The following is a 3,902-nucleotide window of genomic DNA, read 5'->3' as shown; positions in this document are numbered from 1 at the left end:
GTAGCGGAATAGGAAAAGCAATAGCCGAAAAACTATCGGCCGAGGGATGTAAAGTTGCCCTGGCCAGCAGAAGCCTGGAAAAACTGGCAGAGATTAAAAAGAAACTCCCTACTGAAAGTTTTATCGCCGGAATGGACGTGAGCAGCACCGCTAGCGTAAATGGGGCTTTTGAAAAGATCAGAAAAGAATTCGGCAGAATTGATATCCTGGTTAATTCGGCTGGGGTCATGCCTCTCACCTATCTCAAAAACCGTCACCTGGAGGAATGGTTACAAACCATCGAAGTCAATGTAAAGGGAACACTGCGTTGTATTCACGAAGCACTTCCGTCTATGAAGGAGCAAAAGAGCGGACATATTATCAATATCGCTTCAGTAGACGGAAAGGAGATCTTTGAAGGCGGGGCAGTTTACGGAGCCTCAAAAGCAGCTATTATTGAACTTTCCAGGGCAATGCGTATGGAGCTTTCTCCGGAATTTAATATCCGAATTACTTCCATTGAACCGGGAACGGTAGAAACCGACCTTCGGGAAGATATTAGTGATGAGGAACTTTTAGAAGATAAAGATTATGGTGGAAACGAACCCAAATTGAAACCTGAAAATATTGCCGATGCCGTTTTTTATGCCATTTCCCAACCTGATTCAGTAAATGTCAACGAGCTATTGATCAAACCTACGGGGAAGAGTTGATTGGAAATATTTCAACTTAATTGTTAGGGGTTTCCTTTCGGCTAACAGATCCATCGGGTGGATAATTGATTGAAGATCGCAGGGCTTCAATTTGCTTTTCACTATATTTTGGAATGGGCATTTCGCCTTTTTCCCGCCATTTTTTAATTCGAAGTTTTTCGCTAACTTTAAGCTAATAAACAACGAGAAACTATGAAAAAAATAATTTCAACCCATCGCTGGTTTTTGTTATGTACATTAGTATTGCTGATGTTTGCAGGAACAAACGTGTTTTCCCAGGAAAACTCAACAACTATTGAAGATGAAGGAAAAAAACCCTGGATCATAGACATTGAAGAGGCCACTTTAGACAATTCCCACTATCGTATGGCGGTATGGACCGGAAAAGATATGCAACTGGTGTTGATGTCTTTGGAACCGGGAGATGAGATTGACCTGGAGCTTCATTCCGAAAATGATCAGTTTATTCGGATAGAGAGTGGTGTTGCTCGTGTTTTAATGGGAGAAGAAAAAGACGATCTCACCTTTGACAAAACTATTGACCATGACTGGATCACAATGATTCCGGCAGGATACTGGCATAAGATTGTAAATGTAGGACAGGAACCGCTGAAAATCTATACGCTCTACGGGCCACCCCAACATGAAGCTGGCACCATTCATGAAACCTACGAAGAGGCAGAAGAACATCATGACCACTAAAAAGAACTGTAAATTTTCAGTGTTTTTTTTGTTAAAAGGGTTTTGACTAAATCTGAGGAGAATAAAAACACCTCATTTAATTAAAACTATATAATTCTAAAGAATAAAAAACCTGAGCATCATTCGGAATTTCTGAATGATGCTCAGGGTTAAAACGGTATTACAAAAAAGACATAATGGAAACCGCTGCCTTTTCACACTCATGCAATTAATCTTTCTTCTCTACTTGAATTCCATCTTAAACCGGGCCTTAAATTCAATACTGAATGTAAAAGCATCTTTGAATAAGAAAAATCAAACATTCATGAATTCGTTTATCTTTGAGTTCGAGATATCTGGATTTGCACCTTCTTCTGCAGCAACTAAAGCTCCTACCGCGCAGGCAAAATTCAGGGCCTGCTGAGGTTCCTCTTCCTGAAGCAATTTAGCTAAGAGCGAAGCCAGGAAGGAATCTCCCGCACCAACGGTATCTTTCACTTCTATTTTGAATCCGCTGTTGTAATATAATTTTTCATCCTTCAATAAGACTGCCCCGTGCCGTCCCTTTGTCACACAAATATCACTAGTACTTGTCTTTTCAGCAAGAAAGTGAATATTCTGTTCCAGGGAATGAAAAGTAGAGCCCAGCATTTCTGCGATCTCGAACAACTCGTCATCATTAAATTTGATGAAATCGGCCTGCTGCATTAGCTCAACGAGAATTTCCTTTTCGTAATGCGGTGGCCTCAGGTTCACATCAAAAACCCTGAATTTAGCATAAGGTAAAAGTTCCAGTAGGCTATTTCGACTCACCTCATCGCGGCACACCAAACTTCCGAAGATCATTAAATCGGCTTTTTTAACTGCCATTTTCATTTCTTCTGAAAGCCGGATCTTATCCCAGGCTGCAGGATAGGAAATCTCATAACTCGCCGAACCGGATGCCGAAAGTTGCACCTGAACCACCCCTGAAGGAAAATGAGGGGTAACCGAAACCAAGCCGGTTCCCACTCCTATTTTCTCAAGATAAGCCAGCAATTTTTTTCCATTCTCATCTTCTCCTACCTGGCTGATAATTTGAGTTTCTACCCCTAGTTTCTGAAGCCTGGAAGCAACATTAAGCGGGGCTCCCCCAATACGTTCCATATCGGGAAAATCGTCGATAAGGATCTCACCAAAGCAGATTGCAGATTTATGTATCATTCTTTGTATTTAAATTTAAAATAGCAGAACATAAAAAATCAATTCTATGTTCTGCCTGAAAACACAGCCTAAAATTTTACAGAGTACTCAGGTAATCAATTGCATTTTTATAAATACCCTCAATGTTGCTTCTATACTCATTGGTGCGTCCATCGTTCATATTCCATTCAATTCCACCAATACCAATAGCGATTATGGTTCCTGAATAAGGGGTTTTTGGTTTGAATTCTATGATTCCCGGGCAACATTCGTCTGCCACACCACTCCAAACAGCTAAAACCTCTCCACCATACAGGCGTTCAAATTCATTAAACTGGCCGGGCTGATTTCCGGATTCCAGAAGGGAAGATGCATCCCAAAGGTTGTTGTGGTCTTCTCTGAAACCGGCATCTATAACGGGGAAATATCCTTCTTCATTTTCTTCTACTAATCCTTCATTAAAAGTATAAATGGGATGGTTCTTTTTGGAACTTTCAAAGTTTACTCCTCCGTCAATGGCCCAGGTATCGGGGGAATCGAAGCCTTCGCCGCTGCTTTGAATTGTAAGCAAACCGCTTTGATCTCTTCCAACGGTTTCAGCAAAACTTGTGGCCATTCCTCCTAAAAGCATTTTTCCGCCTTCAACCAAATATTGAATAAAAGCCGATTTAGCTCCGCCTTCGGTAAAAACTTCGGGCAGTTCAGAACTTCCAACCTGGTCATAGTAGAACACCACTACGTTTACACTTTGAAGGTCTTCAAAAGTTACCTCGGCGGCATTTAGATATTCAAAATCTTCAGGATAAGTTTCCTGTAGCCATTCTGCGGCTGCAACTATGTCGTCATCGGCATTTTCAAGGAGTTCCTCAAAGGTTTCCTGTTCTCCAAGAAAGGCAATCTTATTGGGTAAAACCCTTGTGATCAATTGGTAATTCCTGGTTGAATTTCCGTAGGCTGAAGTAATTTCAACGCGTTCAGACAGGTCTAAAGTACTCCCCGAAGAAGGATTTACCTCTACACCTTCGGGGGCGGTAATCTCCAGTTCAACATTGGTGATATCGGTTCTTGGGGGAAGGACCAGATTGATCCTTCCCTCTAAATGGTTTATATTCGCCCGGGTTCCGTTACCTTGTAAAGTGGTAACAGAATTTAGCACCGGGCTCAGATCTTCGTCAAAATTTTCTCTTTCTTCACAGCCCAGAAACATGGCGAGAGCAAGAAAGCTGAAAATTATATAGCTGAATTTATATTTCATGAGCTTTAGTTTTAGTCTTCAAGATTGTACAGGTAATCGAGAATATTCTTTGTGAAAGTTTCTATGTTCGACTGAAAATCGTTGGTTGTACC

At 41.2% G+C, this 3,902-nt stretch carries 4 protein-coding genes; 2 read left to right on the top strand and 2 right to left on the bottom strand.

Annotation, left to right across the window (positions count from 1 at the left end):
- Together ACESK1_RS12465 and ACESK1_RS12460 are read left to right on the top strand one after the other, a co-directional pair.
- The coding region (locus ACESK1_RS12465) for an SDR family oxidoreductase (RefSeq protein WP_372920510.1) at window positions 1-692 on the top strand (692 nt) is incomplete at its 5' end.
- 192 nt (window positions 693-884) lie between these two features.
- A complete protein-coding gene (locus tag ACESK1_RS12460; protein WP_372920509.1) occupies window positions 885-1,394 on the top strand; it encodes a cupin domain-containing protein in 510 nt (169 codons plus the stop codon).
- Window positions 1,395-1,688: 294 nt separating this feature from the next.
- Here the strand turns inward: ACESK1_RS12460 and ACESK1_RS12455 are convergent, their stop codons facing one another.
- Together ACESK1_RS12455 and ACESK1_RS12450 are read right to left on the bottom strand one after the other, a co-directional pair.
- Window positions 1,689-2,576: a carbohydrate kinase family protein gene (locus ACESK1_RS12455; protein ID WP_372920508.1), complete on the bottom strand. Its 888-nt coding sequence runs from the start codon at window positions 2,574-2,576 to the stop codon at window positions 1,689-1,691.
- Between the two features lie 76 nt (window positions 2,577-2,652).
- Window positions 2,653-3,810 carry a DUF4960 domain-containing protein gene (locus ACESK1_RS12450; RefSeq protein ID WP_372920507.1) on the bottom strand — a complete coding sequence of 386 codons (1,158 nt, stop codon included), beginning with the start codon at window positions 3,808-3,810 and terminating at the stop codon, window positions 2,653-2,655.
- Window positions 3,811-3,902: the final 92 nt, after the last annotated feature.

This window comes from Salegentibacter sp., from assembly GCF_041642575.1.
Classification (GTDB): domain Bacteria; phylum Bacteroidota; class Bacteroidia; order Flavobacteriales; family Flavobacteriaceae; genus Salegentibacter.
The sequence above is the reverse complement of the archived record's forward strand: the minus strand, read 5'-3'. Positions and strand labels throughout refer to the sequence as shown.

Coding starts and splice junctions, on each gene's coding strand:
- ACESK1_RS12460 (WP_372920509.1), top strand. CDS start 885: ATGAAAAAAATAATTTCAACCCATCGCTGGTTTTTGTTATGTACATTA.
- ACESK1_RS12455 (WP_372920508.1), bottom strand. CDS start 2,576: ATGATACATAAATCTGCAATCTGCTTTGGTGAGATCCTTATCGACGAT.
- ACESK1_RS12450 (WP_372920507.1), bottom strand. CDS start 3,810: ATGAAATATAAATTCAGCTATATAATTTTCAGCTTTCTTGCTCTCGCC.